Source organism: Lishizhenia sp. (genome assembly GCF_057456495.1).
Genome location: NZ_JBVCPV010000031.1, coordinates 1 through 20,138 on the forward strand (window position 1 = coordinate 1; position 20,138 = coordinate 20,138).

The window sequence follows — 20,138 nt, forward strand, 5'->3', positions numbered from 1 at the left end:
ATAACCAATGGTGCATCTGCATCATTTTCATCACCAAAACTCATATCCATTAAACCTATTTCTTGCCCCTTATCCCATTCCTCATTACTGCTGTAAAAAGACGCCATTTGGCCTCCATTGAAATTAAACGCTTTTAAAATCGTTGAGTAAAAGGTTTCAAAGTTTGCCTCGTCGTGAATGAGTATATCTCTAAATACTTCTTCTTTCGTTTCAGAATCAAGTAAAACACGGAATTTTAGTGCAGACATAAATATGTGATTTGTATTGCTACGTATTAAATTTAATTGTTTTTAACGGCTAAACCAAGTGTACTTCCGATAGAAAGCATCATTTGGTAGGCTGCGTCATATTCATTAGGGATTTTTCCGTCAAGGATGGCTTCTTTGATTTCTGATTTTATGGTACCAATTTCTTGGCAAGGTCCTATTCCAAAGGTTTCCATAATCAACTCTCCGCTTACTGGAGGTTGGAAATTTCTCACCTTATCTTTTTCTTCAACAGCTTTTAACTTTTCTGTTACCAGCTCGAAATTGCGTTTGTATTTCTTTACTTTAAATTCATTCTTAGAGGTGATGTCTGCATTACAAAGTGTCATCAAATCCTCCATGTCGTCTCCGGCATCGTTCAACAATCTACGTACTGCAGAATCGGTTACGTCTCCTTTCACCAAAGCAATAGGGCGGAGGTGAAGACGTACCATTTTTTGAACGTATTTCATTTTTGCATCTAATGGAAGTTTTAATCTTCTGAAGATTTTAGGTGTCATACGTGCACCAATTTCTTCATGACCATGAAAGGTCCATCCTACACGCTTGTCAAAACGCTTGGTTGGAGCTTTGGCAATGTCGTGCATAATTGCAGACCATCTTAACCATAGATTATCAGTGTTCTCACTAATATTGTCAAGCACTTCTAAAGTATGGTAAAAGTTGTCTTTGTGGGATTTTCCATCTCTAGTTTCTACCCCCTTTAACTTGATAAGTTCAGGAAAGAAACGTTCCAATAAACGTGTTGCATTTAACAGTTTAAACCCACGAGAAGGAATAGGCGCTAAAATGATTTTATTTAATTCATCGATAATGCGTTCGCCAGAGATGATGTCTAAGCGCTCGGCATTGTTTTTAATCGCTTCTAAACTTTCTTTTTCTATCGTGAAATCTAGCTGTGTTGCAAAACGAATAGCACGCATCATACGCAAGGGGTCATCACTGTAGGTTTGTCCAGGTTCTAGAGGTGTACGAATAATTCCCTTTTCCAAATCTTCCAATCCGTTGAAAGGGTCAATAATGTCACCAAAATTGTCTTCATGTAAAGAAAGTGCCAATGCGTTAATGGTGAAGTCACGTCTATTTTGATCGTCACTCAAACTACCATCTTCAACAATAGGTTTTCTACTGTCTCTATTGTAAGATTCTTTTCGCGCACCTACAAATTCAACTTCTAAATCTTTATAGCGAAATTGTGCCGTACCAAAGTTCTTGAAAAAAGACACTTTTTTAACACGTAATTTCTCTCCAATTTCTTTGGCCAAATCTAGTCCGTTCCCCACAACAACGATGTCTATATCTTTGGAAGGACGTTCTAGGATTAAATCGCGTACAAATCCTCCAATTACATAAGCTTCTTGGTTGTTCTTTGTAACAATTTCTTTGGCAACCTTAAAAACGGGGTGCTTTAAATATTCTGCGTAATTTGTTTTCATTTTCGAGCTTGCAAATATAAGGAGAGTTCTACAATTTATGGGGTATTCTTTTGTATCCATCCATAAATCGGCAGCATTTCTAGGTTAGAAGGGTTAATGGGGAGTCCTGTTTCCACCTTTGGATTCCCTGTAATTAAAACATAAAGGGCGGTTTCTGTCTCTGCTAATGGTTTGTAGCTTGTGTTTTTAGGGAAGCGACAAATGATGTTATTTTCTAACCTGCGAAAACCACCAGTAAATGCATCTGTTAGAATAGGGGAGTCTGACCAGTAAATAGTGGTTACAGTTGTTGTGAATTCATAAGTGGACTTAAAACTAAGGCTGTCTGGAAAGAATTTCCCTTTCATATCCCCTTTATCCCGGGCAATGAAAAATTTCTTTTTCGCTTTGATTTCCCCTCCTATAAACCGAAGTTGTGTTAGGTTGTGTGTATAGCTTTCACAACAAGGGTATTCGTGGGTGAATAATACGATTTCATTAGAGAAAGGATTGATTTTAAATCCGATTAAAGCTCCAATTTCAACGTAATTCAATTGATAATTTTCAACTTCTTTTGTATAAATTTCTGTATACGCTCTGTCATCAGTGAACTCGTACTTTCCTTGGAAAAGTAATTCAGGTTTTCCGTCCTGATTTAAGTCTACCAAATGCCAGTACTTGGCATATAAATCGTAATACTTCGGAAAGTTCTTGCGTTCTTCATCTTCAAGGAAATGATTGATGATTTTTTGTTCATACAAGTCTTTAATTATCTTTTCCTTTTCTGGAGAAGCTAAGTAAATACTGTCTACTTGAGTTTGTAGATTGTTAATGAGGTGAAGGGGGAGGTGTTCATAGACTACACCTGCTGCAGTGCTCATGAAACTAATGCTAAAAAGCAAAAAGGTGATGTAGAATTTCATTTTTAAGCATAAAAAAGGGGGATAGTGTTATCCCCCTATAGTGTTGTAGAAACTATTTCGCCGAATCGGTTTCTTTGGTTCCTTTTTCAATTTCAATCTCTAATGCTGAATTATCTTTATTCGCTTTCACTTTAATTGTGTCACCCTCTTGTAGGTGAGCGTTGATAATTTCCTCAGCTAATGGATCTTCTACGTATTTTTGGATAGCTCTCTTTAATGGACGTGCACCAAATTTCTCGTCGTATCCTTTGTCTACGATAAAGTCTTTGGCTTCTTTCGTCATTTCGATTTGGTATCCTAAATTGTTTAATCTACCATATAACTTGTCTAACTCCAAGTCGATAATCTTGTGTATGCTTTCTCTGTCTAAAGACTTGAACAAAATCATGTCATCAATTCTATTTAAGAATTCTGGAGAGAAGGCTTTACGCAATGCGTTTTGAATCACAATTTTTTGATCTTCTTCTTTCGAAGCCTCTTTAGATTTTGTTCCAAATCCTACACCTGTACCGAAATCTTGTAATTGTCGAGCTCCGATGTTAGAAGTCATAATTAAAATGGTGTTTTTGAAGTCTATTTTTCTTCCTAAACCATCTGTCATGTGACCATCATCTAAGGCTTGCAGTAAGAGGTTAAATACGTCAGGGTGTGCCTTTTCAATCTCATCTAAAAGGATGATAGAGTAGGGCTTACGTCTTACGCGTTCTGTCAACTGTCCACCTTCTTCGTAACCAACGTATCCCGGAGGTGCTCCAACTAAACGAGAGATAGAGAATTTCTCCATGTATTCAGACATATCCACACGGATTAAAGCATCCTCTGTGTCGAATACGTTCTTAGCTAATACTTTTGCCAATTGTGTTTTACCTACACCTGTTGGCCCTAAGAAGAAGAATGAACCTATCGGTTTGTTTGGATCCTTCAATCCAGCTCTGTTTCTCTGGATAGCTTTTACTACCTTGTCAACAGCTTCGTCTTGTCCGATAACTTGACCTTTCATGGTCTCCGCCATCTTAGCCAACTTACCACTTTCTTTTTCAGCAACACGTTGAACAGGAATCCCCGTCATCATAGAAACTACTTCTGCAACATGTTCTTCAGTTACTGTTACTCTATGTGTTTTCGTTTCCTCTTCCCATTTGTTTTTCTCCAACTCTAATTGCTCCTGAAGTTTACGCTCATCATCTCTCAATTCAGCAGCTTTTTCGTACTGTTGAGATTTAATTACTTCGTTTTTCTTCTCTTTAACTTCCTCTATTTTCGCTTCTATATCCACGATTACTTTAGGAACGTTAATGTTGGTAAGGTGAACACGAGATCCAACTTCGTCTAAAGCATCAATGGCCTTATCCGGCAAGTGTCTATCCGAAACATATCTATCTGTTAACTTCACACAGGCCATAATAGCCTCGTCTGTGTAGGTAACGGAGTGGTGATCTTCGTACCTTTCTTTGATGTTATTTAAAATCTGAACCGTTTCTTCAATATCCGTTGGTTCAATAATAACCTTTTGGAACCTTCTTTCTAAGGCACCATCTTTTTCAATGTGTTGTCTGTATTCATCTAGTGTAGTTGCACCGATAGCTTGCATTTCACCACGCGCTAACGCTGGTTTAAACATGTTAGATGCATCTAAAGATCCGCTCGCTCCTCCAGCTCCAACTATCGTGTGGATTTCATCAATGAATAAAATGATGTCTGGGTTCTTTTCAATTTCAGCCATTACAGCTTTCATTCTTTCTTCGAACTGACCTCTGTATTTTGTACCCGCAACTAAACTAGCAAGGTCTAACGAGATGATTCTTTTTGAGAATAATACTCTAGAAACTTTACGTTGAACAATTCTTAAAGCTAAACCTTCTGCGATGGCACTTTTACCAACACCTGGTTCACCGATAAGAATAGGATTATTTTTCTTACGTCTTGAAAGAATTTGAGAAACACGTTCTATTTCTTTCTCTCTACCAACAATTGGATCTAGCTTACCGCTTTCAGCCAATTTTGTTAAATCTCTACCAAAATTGTCGAGTACTGGTGTTTTGCTTTTACCTTCTCCAGGCTTACGGGCTCCACCACCTCCTGTAAATCCAGTGTCTCCACCTTCATCAGCAGTACCCGGAAATTCAGCTTTAGGGAGTTGTTCATCTTCTAGCATAGCTTCTATTTCGTCTTTTATGTTGTCGTATATAACGCCATACTTGTTCAATGTTCTACATGCAACGTTATTCTCGTCTTTAAGTATAGATAAGAGCAAGTGCTCTGTACCAATAACCGGACTTTTAAACAACTTCGCTTCTAAATATGTAACCTTTAAAACTTTTTCAGCTTGCTTCACTAAAGGTATATTTGTCAGGTTGATGTTACTTTTTGAAGATCGTGTTAAGTATGACTCAATTTCTAATCTTATTTGTTTGAGGTCTAGGTTGAACTCTTTTAAAGCTCTTATTCCAAGACCTTCGCCTTCTCTAATTAATCCCAGTAATAAATGCTCAACCCCTATGTAGTCGTTACCTAAGCGTAAAGCTTCCTCTCTACTAAAGTTGATCACATCTTTTACTCGGGGTGAAAATTTTGCTTCCATATATTGAGTTCTGTGTTTGTTTATTTCGATAGACTAAAATCAATAATTAGTCCATTTACCAAATATAAAACGAAAACAAACCAAAACTGTTTAAGTTGTCCACAATTTTTCACAGAAATTTGTTAGTAAAATGACTTCTCTTACTTTAAAACTCTAGATTTTATACTTATTTTCGAAACTTCGTAACGTTGAACCCTAATGGGTGTCAAACATTAAATAAATTGTGACAACATGGCAGATGGTGAAAGAATAATTCAGATAAATATTGAGGATGAAATGAAATCCGCATACATTGATTATTCAATGTCGGTAATCGTTTCTAGAGCATTGCCCGATGTGCGTGATGGTTTTAAGCCTGTGCATAGACGTGTTTTATACGGTATGCAAGATTTAGGAGTTTACTCGAACAAAGCATATAAAAAGTCAGCAAGAATTGTTGGAGAAGTATTGGGTAAATATCACCCACACGGAGACAGTTCTGTATATGATACAATGGTGCGTATGGCACAGCCATGGTCTTTGCGTTATCCATTAGTGGATGGGCAGGGTAACTTTGGTTCTGTGGATGGTGATAGTCCGGCAGCCATGCGTTATACTGAGGCAAGGTTACAGAAGGTAGCAGAAGATATGTTGGCTGATCTTGAAAAAGACACAGTTGATTTTGCACCTAACTTTGATGAGAGTTTAAAAGAGCCTACTGTATTACCAACAAAGATTCCTCAACTTTAGTGAATGGAGCTTCAGGTATTGCCGTAGGTATGGCTACGAACATGGCACCTCATAACTTAACAGAGGTTGTGGATGGAGCTATTGCTTACGTAGAAAACAGAGATATAGATGTAGAGGACTTAATCCAATACGTTAAAGCACCTGATTTCCCAACTGGAGGTATTATTTACGGATACGAAGGAGTTAAACAAGCGTTAACTACAGGTAGAGGTAGAGTTGTACTTAGAGGTAAAGCTGAAATCGAAGTTACCAAGTCAGACAGAGAACAAATCATTGTTACTGAGATTCCTTATTTAGTAAATAAGGCAGACATGATTAAGAAAACTGCTGATTTAGTAAACGAGAAAAAGATAGAAGGTATCTCTGATATTAGAGATGAATCCGATAGAAACGGAATGCGTATCGTTTATGAAATTAAACGTGATGCATTGGCAAATGTAGTGTTAAACAAATTGTATAAGTTTACAGCGCTACAGAGTTCATTCTCAGTGAATAACATTTGTTTGGTTGACGGAAGACCGAAGCAGTTAAATGTTAAAGAATTAATTGCTCATTTCGTTGATTTTAGACATGAAGTAATCGTAAGAAGAACAAAGTTCGATCTTAAGAAAGCTGAAGATAGAGCACATATCTTAGAAGGATTAATTATTGCTTCTGACAACATTGATGAAGTAATTGCATTGATCAGAGGTTCTAAGAGTCCAGACGAGGCACGTGAGAAATTGATGGGTCGTTTTGATCTTTCTGAATTACAAGCAAGAGCGATTGTTGAAATGAGATTGCGTCAGTTAACAGGACTGGAGCAAGATAAATTAAGAGCTGAATACAACGATTTAATGGCGTTGATTACAGACTTAAAAGACATTTTGGCGAATGAGTCTAGAAGAATGGACATCATTAAAGAAGAGTTAATTTACGTTAGAGATAAGTACGGAGACGAAAGAAGATCTACAATTGAATACTCTGCAACAGAGATGAGAATTGAAGATTTAATTCCAGATGAAGAAGTAGTAGTTACGATTTCTCACGCTGGATACATCAAGCGTACAAATTTAACGGAGTACAAAGTTCAGAAGAGAGGTGGTATGGGATCTAAAGGTTCTAATACCAGAGATAAAGACTTCTTGGAAGAGATATTTGTTGCAACCAACCATAATTACTTATTAATCTTTACCGAAAAAGGAAAATGTTTCTGGATGCGTGTATTCGAAATTCCAGAAGGAAACAAAACTTCGAAAGGTAGAGCTATCCAGAACTTGATCAACATTGAAACAGATGATAGAATTAAAGCTTACATCTGTGTAAATGACTTGAAAGACGAAGAATACGTAAACTCTAACTTTATTGTAATGTGTACTAAGAAAGGTATCATTAAGAAGACGAGCTTAGAGGCTTACTCTCGTCCAAGAACAAATGGTATTAATGCCATTAACATCAACGAAGGAGATGAATTATTAGAAGCGAAATTAACGAATGGTCAGAATGAAATCATCATGGCTAAAAAGTCTGGTTACGCAATTCGTTTCAACGAGTCTACTGTGCGTACAGTAGGTAGAAATTCTATCGGTGTTAAAGGAGTTAAGTTCAAATCAGAAGACGACGAAGTTGTAGGAATGATTTGTGTTGAAAACGACACAACGAACACCATTTTAGTAGTGTCTGAAAATGGTTACGGAAAACGTTCGTACCTTAATGATCCTGAAACAGGAGAACCAACCTACAGAATTACAAATAGAGGTGGAGTTGGAGTTAAGACGATGTCAGTTACTGAGAAAACTGGTTCTTTAATTGCCATTAAGAACGTTACAGATGAGGATGATTTAATGATCATTACAAAGTCTGGAATTACCATTCGTTTCGATTTAAGTACAATTCGTGTAATGGGTAGAACAGCTCAAGGTGTTCGTATGATAACTTTAAAGAAAAATGGCGAAATTGCAGCCGTTGCTAAAGTTCCGAAAGGAGACGAAGACGAAGAGCAAAATGAGGAATTAACTGAAGGTGGTACGGAAAATGCTACTTCACAGGAAGAAGAATAAAAATAAACGGAAAATGAACATTTTTAAGAATTTAGTTCTAGGTACAAGTTTAGTGTTAACTACAGGAGCTATTGCGCAAAATAGTAATGTAGTAAACGCGGCCTTAGAATATAGAGATTATAACAGTGCTATACAGACAGGTAAAGTAAATGAAGCAAAGACTTCTCTTTTAGCTGCTAAGAAGTATATAGACGAAGCGATTGTTCACGCTGACACAAAACAAGATGGTAAAGCCAACTGGTACTACGGAATGATTTACTCTGAAATCATGCAAGTAGCAGGGATGACTGGTGATACTACAATGATGGCGATGATCAATGACGAAGTATCTGATAAAGCCTTGAAAGCTTTAAATTTTGCAATTACTTCACCGGAGTCTAAAGGTAAAACAGTTAGAGGTGCAGAAGCTTATGTTGAGGAGCAAAAGGCTGAATTGATGCGCTTAGGTGGTGCTGCATTTGAAGCTAAGCAATTCCAAGGTGCATACATGGTATTCAAAACTGGACACGAATTTAGTGAAGGTGTAAATTCAGTTGATCCACAATTCAAGGAGTTCGCAATTGTAGCTGCACAAAATGCAGTAGATACATTGGTTAAACAAGGAGATACTATTGCGGCATACCAAACGGTTGATGAAGCTATTTCTTTTGCACCAGAGAGTGTAGGGTTAACTTTAGCAGCGGTTGATATTGCAATTGCGGGTAAAGATTACGATAAGGCAAACGATTACTTTAATAAAGTATTGAAATATAAAAGTGATAATGCTGAATTGTTCTACAGTTACGGATCTATCATGTACAATGCTAACCGTATGGATGATGCAATTAACGTACTGGAAAAAGCTATTGCTTTAGATTCTCAAAATGCAGATTATAACTACATTTTAGGAGCCTCGTATTTGGAGAAAGCTAAAATGTTGCAAAGAGAATACGGTAACATGGATATCGATGACCCAAGAATGGAAGAGGCGGAAAAAGCGTACAAAGCAATGTATACGAAAGCCATTACTCCTTTCGAAATTTACTTAGAAGCTACGGGTGAAAACGCGCAGATCTTAAGGATTTTGATGCAAGCAAGTAGACAAGCTGGAGATACTGAAAAGGCATTGTCTTACAAAAAGAGAATGGAAGCACTATAAAATGTGTCTAACATAAAATTGAAATGTAAAGGGAGATGTTTATCTCCCTTTTTTTGTGATTTTCATTCGTGTATTAATAAAATGACCCTTACATTTATGAACGAAATTTTTCAAATATGAAAGTTGTTGTATTAGGTAGCGGAACTTCACAAGGAGTACCTGTAATTGCATGTGATTGTCACGTTTGTACTAGCGAAGATCCTAAGGATGATCGCTTGCGTACCTCTGTGATGTTTTCAGTAAATGGAGAAAATTACGTGATTGATTCTGGACCTGATTTTAGGCAGCAAATGTTACGAGAAAAGGTTCAATCCTTACGCGGATTAATCTTTACCCATGAGCATAAAGATCATGTTGCCGGAATGGATGATGTCAGGGCTTTCAATTTTAAGGAAAGAAGAGACATGGAGGTATTTGCAAGCACACAAGTTCAAGAAGCATTGCGAAGAGAGTTTCACTATATTTTTGGAGGCAATACTTATCCCGGAATTCCAAAAGTTAATCTAAATACCATAGAGAACAAGGTGTTCAACTTACCCTGTGGAGAAGAAATAACTCCCATACACGTATTGCACTACAAAATGCCCGTATTCGGTTTTCGTATTCGAAACTTCAGCTATGTTACGGATGCAAAAACTATTGCTGACGAAGAAATAGAAAAGCTTAAAGGAAGTGAGGTTTTAATTGTAAATGCGTTGAGAAGGGAAGAGCATATCTCTCATTTTACAAAGGATGAAGCTCTTGCATTGATTGAAAAGGTAAAGCCCAAAAAAGCATATCTCACACATATCAGTCATATGTTTGGAACACAAGAGGAAATTGAAAAAGAATTGCCCGAAAATGTTTTTGTGGCATATGATGGATTAGAAATAAATATATAGAATGAATTTAAAAAATTTTAGACAAGTAGCCATCTTAGAGGGAATAAGCTGGGTCTTATTATTGGTTACCATGGCTATTAAATATGGAATGGATATTTTCTGGCCCAACAAAATTGTAGGTTTTGCACATGGTTTTTTATTCATGGCCTATATTTTCTTCCTTCTTTACTTCTTGTACACTAAGAAATGGAAGTTTCAATTTGGGATAATTGTTTTTGTAGCTTCTCTTATTCCTTTTGGAACCTTCTATTTAGATGCTAAGTACTTAAAGAAAATGTAAGCGCATAGCGCAAGTAAAAAGGGAGGTGTATTGACATTTCCCTTTTTATTTGTTCTTTATTTGATGTAAGGAATGTCTTTTACTAAAACGCTTATCGTCCGCAGTTATTCCTCCTTCTGGAATATAGCTTTCTATGGCATAGTAACTTTCATCTACTTCATCTCGTTTGTGCCTACTCTCTATTAACTGACCTTTTTCATTGTAGTAATATTCATTTATCCATACACCTGTAAGTTCCGCGTCAGGATCATAATTTCCGGTATAGTAGAGCCGTTCTGCAATTAGTTTACCTTTTTTATCATACGTGTAGGTAATGTATTTTATACCTTGGTCTCCAGTGGTTCCAAAGAAATCTTCTCTAATTAATCTTCTTTTTCTATTGTAAGTAGCCGTTGAAAAGTCACTTTGGTAGGCGTAACTCCTTGGAAGTTCTCCTTCGAACAAAGAATCTCCAAAACTATTGATGTAGAGTTCACCTGTTTTAGAAGAGATTTTTTCGTTTAGAAATGTTTTATGTAATGTTTTAGGTGACTTTCCTTCCAGTGTATAAAGTACCATCCCTTTTCCTTTGGAAAGTAGTACTGTGTCAGATTGCATGCCTAAAAAGTTCTCTGTTTTAATGTTTAAGCCCAATATTTTGGTGTTAAAACTACTATCTCCTTCGGCAGGAATGAAGAATTGATACTTAACGCTTTGCTGAAAAATGTTTTTACTTGAATAAACATCGTGCGTATCGATAAAACGTGGAAATAAAAAGTATTCGTTAGCAGTACTACCCAAGATTTCAGCTTCTGTGTTCACAGGGAAATAAAAAACACTATCTGATGAAATGCGGAAAGCCCCTTTGATGAAATTTTCATTTACAAAGAACATGGGAGGGGTGTTCTGTACGTAGTAATAGTAACAAGCTTCTCTTACATGTATACTCCTTAATTCCAGCGTGTCCAAGTAGGATTCTCCACTGAAGTTGTTTTGATTTTGATACACTGAAGTTGCACCAGGGGTTAAAACCAGAAAGTCTAAAAGGTCTATTTTGTTAACATTTCCTTGTCCCCACGCACTATGCGTAGTAAGCAGTATCGCAAAAAGAAAAGTTAAATGAAATTGAGGATATGTTTGCATAAAAAATAAGGCACTCTATTGAAAATGGAGTGCCTGTTAATGTTATTGATTTCCTTTGGCGTGATCCGCTAAAAACTGTGCTAAACCAGCATCGGTAAGAGGGTGCTTAGCCAATGCTAAAATTGATTTTAATGGAGCTGTAACAACATCAGCGCCTAACTCTGCACATTTAATTATATGCATAGGGTGGCGAACGGATGCCGCCAATATTTCTGTATCAAATAGATAGTTGTCGTAAATTCCGCGAATTTGTTCAACCAAATCAAGACCATTGTGAGAGATATCATCTAATCTTCCTAAAAATGGAGAGATATAGGTAGCACCTGCTTTTGCTGCCAATAATGCTTGACCTGCAGAAAAAATAAGTGTACAATTGGTTCTAATTCCTTTATTTGAAAAATGCTTAATGGCTTTTATCCCTTCTGTGGTCATAGGGATTTTTACAACGATATTTTTATGTAAAGAGGCCAATTCTTTACCTTCCTTCACCATTCCCTCAAAATCTGTAGCAATTACTTCAGCAGAAACATCACCTTCTACCGTATCACAAATTTCTTTGTAATGATTGAGGATGTTTTCTTGTCCGGTAATTCCTTCTTTTGCCATCAAGGATGGATTTGTGGTAACACCATCTAAAATACCTAGGTTATAAGCTTCTTTGATGTCTGCTAAATTGGCTGTATCTATAAAAAATTTCATATGTATCTTTTTTAGAAAGTTAAAACCTTTAATTGAAAATACATTTTCTTTTAGGTTAAAACATTGTTACTCTTATTCAGTAATTCTTTCTATTTCAGCTTCATCCCAGCGCTCTACACGTTTAACACCTTCCACAATTTCGAATTTTTGAATCAAAGATTCTAAGTGTTGTAAATCGTTTACATACACTTCAACCCATCCTTCAAATACACCATCATGAGAAGAGAAGGAGATAGATTTCATGTTCACACTGTGCTGATGAGAAATGATGTCGGTAATTTTATTCACCAATCCTAAATCGTCAATACCAATTAGTCTTAGTTTACCTATATGCTCTTTTACATCATCCAATTCCCATGTGGCAGGGATACAGCGATAAGCCATTTTACTCATCATGTTTTCTGCATTGGGACAATTGGTACGGTGAATTTTTAAACCTTCACTTATCGAATTAAAGGCAAAAATTGAATCTCCCGGTAGAGGGTTACAACATTTGGCATATTTGTAATCGAGGTCTACATTATTATTTCCGATAACAATGGTCTCTTTCGGGTTTAATGCTGGTTTGGGTTTAGGAGCCTCAGATTTTATTCCTTTTTTAGGTCGTTTTTTGTCTGATTTAAATATTCCGCCCTCTTGCGGTATTTCCTTCACTTTAGGAAGGTCTATTTTACCTTTAGCAATTTTAATGTAAAGTTCAGTGGCACCTGGTACTTTAAAGAAACGCTCTAAAGTGGTTACATTTTCACTCGTAAATTTAATGTTGTAATTCTTCAGTTTACGTTCTAGAATCTCTTTACCATTGGCAGCAATTTCTTTACGCTCGTCGTTTAAAGCATTTTTAATCTTTTGCTTAGCTCGGGCTGTGACTACATATTTTAACCATTCATCATTAGGCTTTTGCTTGGTAGAAGTAATAATTTCTATCTGATTACCACTTTTCAATTGATGACTTAAAGGAACAAGTTTATTATTCACTTTAGCACCTATACAAGTTAAACCAACCTGGGTGTGAATGTCAAAAGCAAAATCTAATATCGTTGCACCATTGGGTAATACGCGTAATTCCCCTTTTGGAGTAAACACATAAATTTCTTCACTGAAAAGATTGAGCTTAAAGTCGTTGATGAAGTCCATGGCATTCGTTGATGGATTTTCAATCAAGTCTCTAATTTCAGCTATCCATCTGTCAAATTTCGTGTCTCCGTTTTTTGACTCTTTATAATTGTAGTGTGCCGCTAAACCTTTTTCAGCAATTTCATCCATACGTTTAGAACGTATCTGAACTTCTATCCACCTCCCTTGGGGCGACATCACCGTAGTGTGCAAGGATTCATATCCATTGGCACGAGGTGTAGAAATCCAGTCTCTTAAACGATCTGGATTGGGTTGATAATAATCTGTAACGATAGAATAAACTCTCCAAGCATCCGGTTTTTCTAACTCTTCTGGAGTGTTTAGGATGATTCTAACGGCAAAAAGATCGTATACCTCCTCGAAGGGAATACCCTTATTCTGCATTTTCCTCCAAATGGAAGAAATAGACTTTGTACGCGCTTTGATTTCAAAGTCATAACCTTCTTTGGTTAAACTTTCTTTAATCGGTTGCATGAATCGGCGGATAAATCGATTTCGGGCTTCCTTACTCGATTTTAGTTTAGATTGGATTTCATTGTAAATGGGGGGATTCATGTATTTCAAACCTAAATCCTCCAATTCACTTTTGATAGAGTACAATCCTAACCTGTGGGCTAGAGGGGAGTATAAGAAATTGGTTTCAGATGCAATTTTCAACTGCTTATCCGGACGCATACTTTCTAAAGTACGCATGTTGTGGAGTCTGTCTGCCAATTTGATAAGAACAACCCTAAGGTCATCAGAAATGGTCAACACCATTTTTCTGAAGTTCTCGGCTTGTATAGAAACGTTTTCGTCAAATACTTCAGGAATTTTTGTTAAACCATCAATGATTTTTCGAGCCGTTCCTCCAAACAATTCTTCAATATCCTCTAGACTAATGTGGGTATCTTCTACTGTATCATGTAACAAGGCACACGCAATGGCAGTAGCCCCGAGTCCCATTTCTTCCGAACAAATTCTTGCTACGGCAATGGGGTGAAAAATATAAGGTTCACCCGATTTTCTACGCATGTCTTTGTGTGCTTCTACAGCAACATCAAAAGCTTTGCGTATCATCTTGTTTTCTTCCTTAGTTCCTTGCTTAAAGGTGCGCAATAAGCCCCTAAATGCATTGAGTATATCTTTTCTTTCCTTTTCTAAATCTATATTCCCAGCGTCCTCAGCCATACTTGTCAAATTATATACCTAAAATAGTAAGAATGTTAAACATGTGGAATCTAAAACCCATTAAAATAAAGGCTTTCCATGATTTTTTTTCCAACATACTTGTCAGGAAGTGATGGCTGGTCAATAGCTGGGAAAGAAGTTGTTGTATATTTCATTGAATATCTTTGGATTAGAATAGGTCAGTGTCTTGAAATAGAGAAATGTTATCTGGAAGATGCAAAGCTTCTTGCTTTCGTTTATTTTTGAAGGGATGAATAAGGGAATATCACTTGGTGAAGTACAACAGGTTTTTGGCGTATTAAATGTTTCAGAGGACGAGCTTAAATACTTGGCCTCTAAATTCGAACGTATAGAATTAAAAAAGGGAGATCATTTATTACGAGCTGGTAGTAGAGTAGAGCACACTTACTACCTCTATGAAGGGTGTATGCGAACTTATTTTATTGATGATCAGGGAAAGGAACATACCTTTCAATTTGCTGTAGATGATTGGTGGACATCCGATTATAATGCATTGCTGAAAAAAGAACCTGCCATGATGAATATTGAGGCATTAAAAGACACTACACTTTTTTCATTAAGCATGCATGATTTGGAAGAAACCTGTGATAAGATTCGACCAGTGGAACGATTTCATAGGATGAAATTACAAAGAGCTTTTGCTTCTTTTCAAAGGAGGATAATGCAAAACCTATCTAAAACCGCTAGGGAGAGATATATAAACTTTCTAGCTTCTTACCCGGATATTGAGAGAGAAGTAAAGAATTACCATATCGCATCTTATTTAGGAATAACCTCAGAGAGTTTGAGTAGAATTCGAAGAGAAATGTCACGTAAAGACAAGCCTTAGACCATTTCTTATCATAGGTCAATTTTTTAATTCTTCCTTGCCACGATCTTTGTGTCAAATAATCAAAGAGACATGGAATTAATTGAAAAATTAAATTGGAGATATGCCGCAAAGGCAATGAATGGAAATCAAATTTCACAAGAAAAAGTAGATAATATTATCGAAGCTATTTCATTGGCACCAACTTCTAGTGGATTGCAGCCTTTTGAAGTTGTTGTTGTAACCAACCAAGAGGTCAAGGATAAAATCAAAGCGGTAGCTTGGAACCAATCTGTTGTTTCTGATTGTTCTCATTTATTGGTGTTTGCTGCATGGGATACATATACAGCAGATCGAATCAATTACATGTTTGATTTAACCAATGAAGTAAGAGGATTTAAAAATGAAGGATGGGAAAATTACAGACAACAGTTATTGTCTTCATATGTTCCTCGTCCTGCACAGGAGAATTTTGAGCACGCTGCAAGACAAGCATACATCGCGTTTTCTCAAGCTATTGCAGCAGCGGCCTTTGAAGGAGTAGATGCAACACCAATGGAAGGGTTTGATACAGCAGCTGTAGATGAAATTTTAGGATTAGAAGCCAAAGGATTAAAGAGTTGTGTAATGTTACCCTTAGGATACAGAGATGAAGAAAACGATTGGTTGGTAAACCTTCCTAAAGTAAGAAAGAGCAAAGAAGACTTATTGATTAAAGTTGACTAAACCGCGTTGAATAAATAATTGTTCAACAAAAAATCCCCGATGCAAACACATCGGGGATTTTTTTATTCTATTAATGGATTATTTTGCAGGAAGTACTTTAGTAGCAACTTCTCCAAATCCGATTTTAACATCTCCATTCATACAAGTACCTCTCATGGTAACTGTATCGTTGTCTTGGATGAATTTACGCTCAGAACCATCTTTCATTGGAATTGGTTTTGTTCCTCTCCAAGATAATTCTAACATAGAACCGTAAGAGTTTTCTTCTGGTCCAGAAATCGTTCCTGAAGCCATCATATCTCCACAGTTAATGTTACATCCATTTACTGTATGGTGCGCTAACTGCTGCGCCATGTTCCAGTACATGTGCTTGTAGTTAGAATTACATATCACAGTTTCTTCACCGTTCTCAGGAGTAATAGCTACCTCTAAGTTGATGTCGTAATGGTGTTGTCCTTCATATTCCAAGTAAGAAAGTACTTTTGGATCTTGCTTTGGACCATCTAATTTGAAAGGCTCCAATGCATCCATAGTAACAATCCAAGGTGAAATTGAAGAAGCAAAGTTCTTCGCCAAGAATGGTCCTAATGGAACGTACTCCCAAGTTTGGATATCACGTGCAGACCAGTCATTGAATAGACACATACCAAAGATGTAATCTTCAGCTTCTGCAGTTGAAATAGAGTCTCCTAATGGTTTCCCGTCGAAAGTTACAAATGCCATTTCTAATTCGAAATCTAACAATCTACATGGAGCGTAGATAGGATCTGCATCTTTATCTGGTCTAATTTGTCCTTTTGGACGGTGTATGCTTTCTCCTGAAACAATGATAGAGCTAGAACGACCGTGGTATCCAACAGGAATCCACAACCAGTTTGGCAATAATGCATTGTTAGGGTCTCTAAACATTGTACCTACATTCGTTGCGTGATCTCTAGAAGAGTAGAAGTCAGTATAATCACCTACTTGCACAGGCATTAACATTTCTACTGCATCTGCTTCAATTAAAACTTGACCAACATGGTGCTCGTTTCCTGAAAGATCGTTGTGATCTGTAGCTAATAATTTAGAAATTCTATTTCTTAAATCTCTTGTTGCAGCTTTCCCTTTTTTCATCATTGGGTTTAAGCTGTCTGTATCAAAATCTTCTAAGTCGAATGGCAAATTATCCAAATAACCTAAAACATAAAGTGTTTTTAAATCCAAAACAAAATCACCGATACGCGTACCTACACGTGGCGTTAAGTTTCCTGTTTTAAAAACTCCAAAAGGAATGTTTTGGATAGGGAAGTCAGATCCTGCAGGAACTTCTACCCATGATTTTAACGAAGGATTGTTTGCTTGTATCATATGTATATACTATTGAAATAATGGTAATCCACTCATTAATGAATGTACCTTTGTTTTAATTAGTGCTAATTTTTCATCATCAGTAGCATTGCAAATAGCTTCATCTAAGTATTCAACTATTGTAGCTATACTATCTTCTTTCATTCCTCTTGTTGTAATAGCAGAAGTTCCCACGCGGATACCAGAGGTAACGAATGGTGATTCTGTATCAAAAGGAACCATATTTTTATTTACAGTAATCTCAGCTTTACCTAAAGCGATTTCAGCATCTTTTCCTGTAATGTTTTTCGCTCTTAAATCAATTAACATAGAGTGGTTGTCTGTACCACCTGAAATGATTTTATATCCTCTTTTAACAAGTTCGTCAGCCATAACAGAGGCGTTCTTAATTACTTGTTGAGCGTATGCTTTGTAATCGTCTGATAATGCTTCACCGAAAGCAACTGCTTTTGCAGCGATAACATGCTCTAATGGACCACCTTGTGTTCCAGGGAAAACAGCTGCATCTAACAAGCTTGCCATAGAACGTGGGTTTCCATTTTTCCATTTAATTCCAAATGGGTTATCAAAGTTCTTACGCATCATAATGATACCACCTCTTGGTCCACGTAAAGTTTTGTGCGTAGTTGAGGTAACGATATGGCAGTGCTCTAATGGGTCTGTTAATAATCCTGCTGCGATTAATCCAGCTGGGTGAGAAATATCTGCTAACACCAAAGCTCCAACTTCATCGGCAACCTTTCTAATTCTTGCATAATCCCAATCTCTTGAGTATGCAGAAGCTCCACAGATGATTAGTTTTGGCTTTTCAGCGCGAGCTTTTTCTTCTAAAGTTTCGTAATCAATGGTTCCAGTTTCTTCTTTTACACCATAGAAGTGAGGTTCATAAAATTTACCTGAGAAGTTTACTGGAGAACCGTGTGTAAGGTGACCACCGTGTGAGAGGTCAAATCCTAATATTTTATCTCCAGGTTGCAAACATGCTAACATTACAGCGGCATTGGCTTGTGCACCAGAGTGTGGCTGTACGTTGGCCCATGTAGCACCAAATAATTTACACAATCTATCAATGGCAAGTTGTTCAACTTTATCAACAACCTCACATCCTCCGTAGTAACGCTTTTCAGGTAATCCTTCTGCATACTTGTTTGTAAGGATAGATCCCATTGCTTTAAGTACTTCATCACTTACATAGTTTTCAGAAGCGATAAGTTCTATACCATTTGTCTGACGAGCTCTTTCGTCTTCAATGAGTCCAAATATTTCAGTGTCCTTCACCATTTCTTAATTGTTTTTTTTATATATCATTTTTAACCCATCTAAAAGTGGAGTAGTGGGTTTGTAATTCACGAGTTCTTTTAATTTTTTAGAGCTTCCTACTCTACGTTCAACTTCATAGTCGTAACGTTTTCTAGGAGCATCTATATAGGCAATCTTAGAATTTGACCCTGTAATCTCTAAAATATTTTCTGCCAGCGTTTTAATGTTCCATTCTTCCTCATTGGCAATATTCACAATATGATAACCTTTCGTATCCATTAGGCGAACACAAGCTTCTATGGTATCATCTATATAAGTGAAGTCTCTGGTTTGCTCACCATTTCCGTAAACGGTAATTTGTTCACCTTTTTGAGCTTGTTCAAAGAAACGAGGGATCACCATTCTGTTGTCTTGGTTATCCCCATAAACATTGAAAAATCTTAACGAAACAGCTTCTAAGCCCTTTTCGTCATGATGAGAGGCCAGGTAAATTTCATTGTACCTTTTAGCCATGGCATAGGAAGTTCTAGGGTCTACGAGTATCTCTTCAGACAATGCATTTTCAATGGCTGAATGTCCGTATATTCCTGAAGTAGAAGCATACAATATTTTCTTGATATTGTTCTCCTGGGCTGCAGCAACAACGTTTCGTGTACCTATTACTTCAACATCCATTGTCTCTACAGGATTGTCTGCCACTACGTCTACACCTAGCACAGCTGCAAAATGATAGATGATATCTACACCTTTTGAGGCCGTATTTACGATGGAGTAGTTTCTGACATCTCCTTTAATAAAGTGTATCTTTTTGAATATTTCAGGGTCTATTTTATTTCCTCTCAGTAAATTATCGAGTACAGTAACGTCATGACCATCGTTTACTAATCTTTTACAAAGATTACTACCAATAAATCCTGCGCCTCCTGTTATTAATATTTTCATAGTGTTGTATTTCCCGAGAAAGAAATTTGAACCTAAGTTTTACTTTTTGCAAAAGTACTTAAATTAAATATCTTCTCAAGTGTGTTAAGCGATGTGTCTGTTTATTTAATTCTTGGGAGTAGATACCTTCTTCATTGAGACTTTCAATTTTCACTCTACCGCTTGCGTGAATAATTTTGTTTTCTTCTAGAACAATTCCTACATGAGTTACTTTATCCTTGCTGTTTGAAAAGAATGCGAGGTCTCCCACTTGTAATTCATCAAATTCGACAGCAGTACCTTGCGTTACTTGCATACTAGCGTCTCTGAGTAATTCTATTCCAAACTCTCTTAGAACCGCTTGGGTGAATCCGGAACAATCAATTCCAAATTGCGTTCTGCCACCCCATAAATAAGGAGCATTTAAGAACTCCATAGCAACATCACCAATACTTTGATGGGTAGAAGGACCGTTGTTTTGGGTGATTTTCTCAAAACTGTATTGATCTACCTCAAAGTTTTGAAGACTTTCATTGAGCATGGAACCTTTTAAAGTTTGAATAGGACCAATGGGTGTATTGTACGTAAGAAGTGCACTTTTTTGTCTTTTCCCTTCTTGTAAAATTTTTTGTTTGGCGAGATCACTAATGGTAAAGATTTGTTTGAAATCTA

Annotated in this window: 16 protein-coding genes and 1 pseudogene; 6 read left to right on the forward strand and 11 right to left on the reverse strand. The window is 36.8% G+C overall.

The window, feature by feature from the left end:
* From AC22ZQ_RS03785 to AC22ZQ_RS03800, 4 genes are all read right to left on the reverse strand, one after another.
* Positions 1 to 248, reverse strand: a 248-nt coding sequence (locus AC22ZQ_RS03785; RefSeq protein ID WP_486756235.1) for an IS1096 element passenger TnpR family protein, incomplete at its 3' end; no start/stop codon positions are given.
* A gap of 32 nt (positions 249 to 280) precedes the next feature.
* The gene (locus AC22ZQ_RS03790; protein WP_318957319.1) at positions 281 to 1,702 is read right to left on the reverse strand and encodes a CCA tRNA nucleotidyltransferase; all 1,422 of its coding nucleotides are present in this window, start codon (positions 1,700 to 1,702) and stop codon (positions 281 to 283) included.
* A 35-nt stretch (positions 1,703 to 1,737) separates the two neighbouring features.
* Entirely contained in the window at positions 1,738 to 2,604 is an 867-nt protein-coding gene (locus AC22ZQ_RS03795; protein WP_318957320.1) for a hypothetical protein, read from the reverse strand.
* A 52-nt stretch (positions 2,605 to 2,656) separates the two neighbouring features.
* Positions 2,657 to 5,185 carry an ATP-dependent Clp protease ATP-binding subunit gene (locus tag AC22ZQ_RS03800; RefSeq protein ID WP_318957321.1) on the reverse strand — a complete coding sequence of 843 codons (2,529 nt, stop codon included), beginning with the start codon at positions 5,183 to 5,185 and terminating at the stop codon, positions 2,657 to 2,659.
* Between the two features lie 231 nt (positions 5,186 to 5,416).
* Here AC22ZQ_RS03800 and gyrA point away from each other — a divergent pair.
* From gyrA to AC22ZQ_RS03820, 4 genes and pseudogenes are all read left to right on the forward strand, one after another.
* Positions 5,417 to 7,953: pseudogene (gyrA, locus tag AC22ZQ_RS03805) on the forward strand (DNA gyrase subunit A).
* A gap of 13 nt (positions 7,954 to 7,966) precedes the next feature.
* Positions 7,967 to 9,091 carry a tetratricopeptide repeat protein gene (locus AC22ZQ_RS03810; RefSeq protein ID WP_318957322.1) on the forward strand — a complete coding sequence of 375 codons (1,125 nt, stop codon included), beginning with the start codon at positions 7,967 to 7,969 and terminating at the stop codon, positions 9,089 to 9,091.
* A 116-nt stretch (positions 9,092 to 9,207) separates the two neighbouring features.
* Positions 9,208 to 9,972: an MBL fold metallo-hydrolase gene (locus AC22ZQ_RS03815; RefSeq protein WP_318957324.1), complete on the forward strand. Its 765-nt coding sequence runs from the start codon at positions 9,208 to 9,210 to the stop codon at positions 9,970 to 9,972.
* A 1-nt stretch (position 9,973) separates the two neighbouring features.
* A complete protein-coding gene (locus tag AC22ZQ_RS03820) occupies positions 9,974 to 10,252 on the forward strand; it encodes a DUF3817 domain-containing protein (RefSeq protein WP_318957326.1) in 279 nt (92 codons plus the stop codon).
* Between the two features lie 45 nt (positions 10,253 to 10,297).
* Here AC22ZQ_RS03820 and AC22ZQ_RS03825 read toward each other — a convergent pair whose 3' ends face one another.
* The 3 genes from AC22ZQ_RS03825 to AC22ZQ_RS03835 all read right to left on the reverse strand — a co-directional run bounded on the left by AC22ZQ_RS03825 (position 10,298) and on the right by AC22ZQ_RS03835 (position 14,380).
* Positions 10,298 to 11,374: a hypothetical protein gene (locus AC22ZQ_RS03825; protein ID WP_318957327.1), complete on the reverse strand. Its 1,077-nt coding sequence runs from the start codon at positions 11,372 to 11,374 to the stop codon at positions 10,298 to 10,300.
* A gap of 42 nt (positions 11,375 to 11,416) precedes the next feature.
* Positions 11,417 to 12,073, reverse strand: coding sequence for a fructose-6-phosphate aldolase (gene fsa, locus AC22ZQ_RS03830; RefSeq protein WP_318957329.1), 657 nt, complete (start codon positions 12,071 to 12,073; stop codon positions 11,417 to 11,419).
* 72 nt (positions 12,074 to 12,145) lie between these two features.
* Positions 12,146 to 14,380, reverse strand: coding sequence for a RelA/SpoT family protein (locus tag AC22ZQ_RS03835; RefSeq protein ID WP_318957331.1), 2,235 nt, complete (start codon positions 14,378 to 14,380; stop codon positions 12,146 to 12,148).
* A 250-nt stretch (positions 14,381 to 14,630) separates the two neighbouring features.
* On the opposite strand from AC22ZQ_RS03835, the gene AC22ZQ_RS03840 reads away from it, so the two are divergent.
* Positions 14,631 to 15,230 carry a Crp/Fnr family transcriptional regulator gene (locus AC22ZQ_RS03840; protein WP_318957334.1) on the forward strand — a complete coding sequence of 200 codons (600 nt, stop codon included), beginning with the start codon at positions 14,631 to 14,633 and terminating at the stop codon, positions 15,228 to 15,230.
* Between the two features lie 72 nt (positions 15,231 to 15,302).
* Positions 15,303 to 15,935 carry a nitroreductase family protein gene (locus tag AC22ZQ_RS03845; protein WP_318957336.1) on the forward strand — a complete coding sequence of 211 codons (633 nt, stop codon included), beginning with the start codon at positions 15,303 to 15,305 and terminating at the stop codon, positions 15,933 to 15,935.
* A 78-nt stretch (positions 15,936 to 16,013) separates the two neighbouring features.
* On the opposite strand, the gene fahA is transcribed toward AC22ZQ_RS03845, so the two are convergent.
* The 4 genes from fahA to AC22ZQ_RS03865 form a co-directional block, all read right to left on the reverse strand.
* Positions 16,014 to 17,285, reverse strand: coding sequence for a fumarylacetoacetase (fahA, locus tag AC22ZQ_RS03850; RefSeq protein ID WP_318957338.1), 1,272 nt, complete (start codon positions 17,283 to 17,285; stop codon positions 16,014 to 16,016).
* Positions 17,286 to 17,294: 9 nt separating this feature from the next.
* Entirely contained in the window at positions 17,295 to 18,566 is a 1,272-nt protein-coding gene (gene glyA / locus AC22ZQ_RS03855) for a serine hydroxymethyltransferase (RefSeq protein WP_318957340.1), read from the reverse strand.
* Positions 18,567 to 18,569: 3 nt separating this feature from the next.
* Positions 18,570 to 19,487: an NAD-dependent epimerase/dehydratase family protein gene (locus tag AC22ZQ_RS03860; RefSeq protein ID WP_318957342.1), complete on the reverse strand. Its 918-nt coding sequence runs from the start codon at positions 19,485 to 19,487 to the stop codon at positions 18,570 to 18,572.
* Between the two features lie 58 nt (positions 19,488 to 19,545).
* On the reverse strand, positions 19,546 to 20,138 hold a 593-nt coding region (locus tag AC22ZQ_RS03865; protein WP_318957344.1), incomplete at its 5' end, for a C40 family peptidase.